1 protein-coding gene is annotated in these 262 nt (G+C 29.0%); it reads right to left on the bottom strand.

Going from position 1 to position 262, the window contains the following annotated elements; all coding sequences use genetic code 11:
- Positions 1-113: 113 nt before the first annotated feature.
- The gene (locus tag SCA31_RS24005; protein ID WP_410699503.1) at positions 114-239 is read right to left on the bottom strand and encodes a hypothetical protein; all 126 of its coding nucleotides are present in this window, start codon (positions 237-239) and stop codon (positions 114-116) included.
- Positions 240-262: the final 23 nt, after the last annotated feature.

Genomic DNA, 262 nt, shown 5'->3' with positions numbered 1-262 from the left:
CCATCATAAAAACAAAATATATTAATTTTACCTACATAACAATTATTATATTCTATTAAATTTTATCAACCATTTAACCACAATACATCAATAAAATATTTTAAGATCATTTATTACCAAATGTTTTCAATTGTTTGAGTGACTGTGTTGATCGTAAATACATCGCCTTTTTTCTTGCCAAACATCGCCTTTATCAATGGGGATTCTGCAGAGACTGTCATTATTTTTTGCTGATCAATACTGATTTCCCCTACGGAAGCAG

The sequence above is a fragment of the Chryseobacterium sp. SIMBA_028 genome, from assembly GCF_046535285.1.
Classification (GTDB): Bacteria; Bacteroidota; Bacteroidia; order Flavobacteriales; family Weeksellaceae; genus Chryseobacterium.
This window is presented reverse-complemented; position numbering and strand designations above follow the sequence as displayed.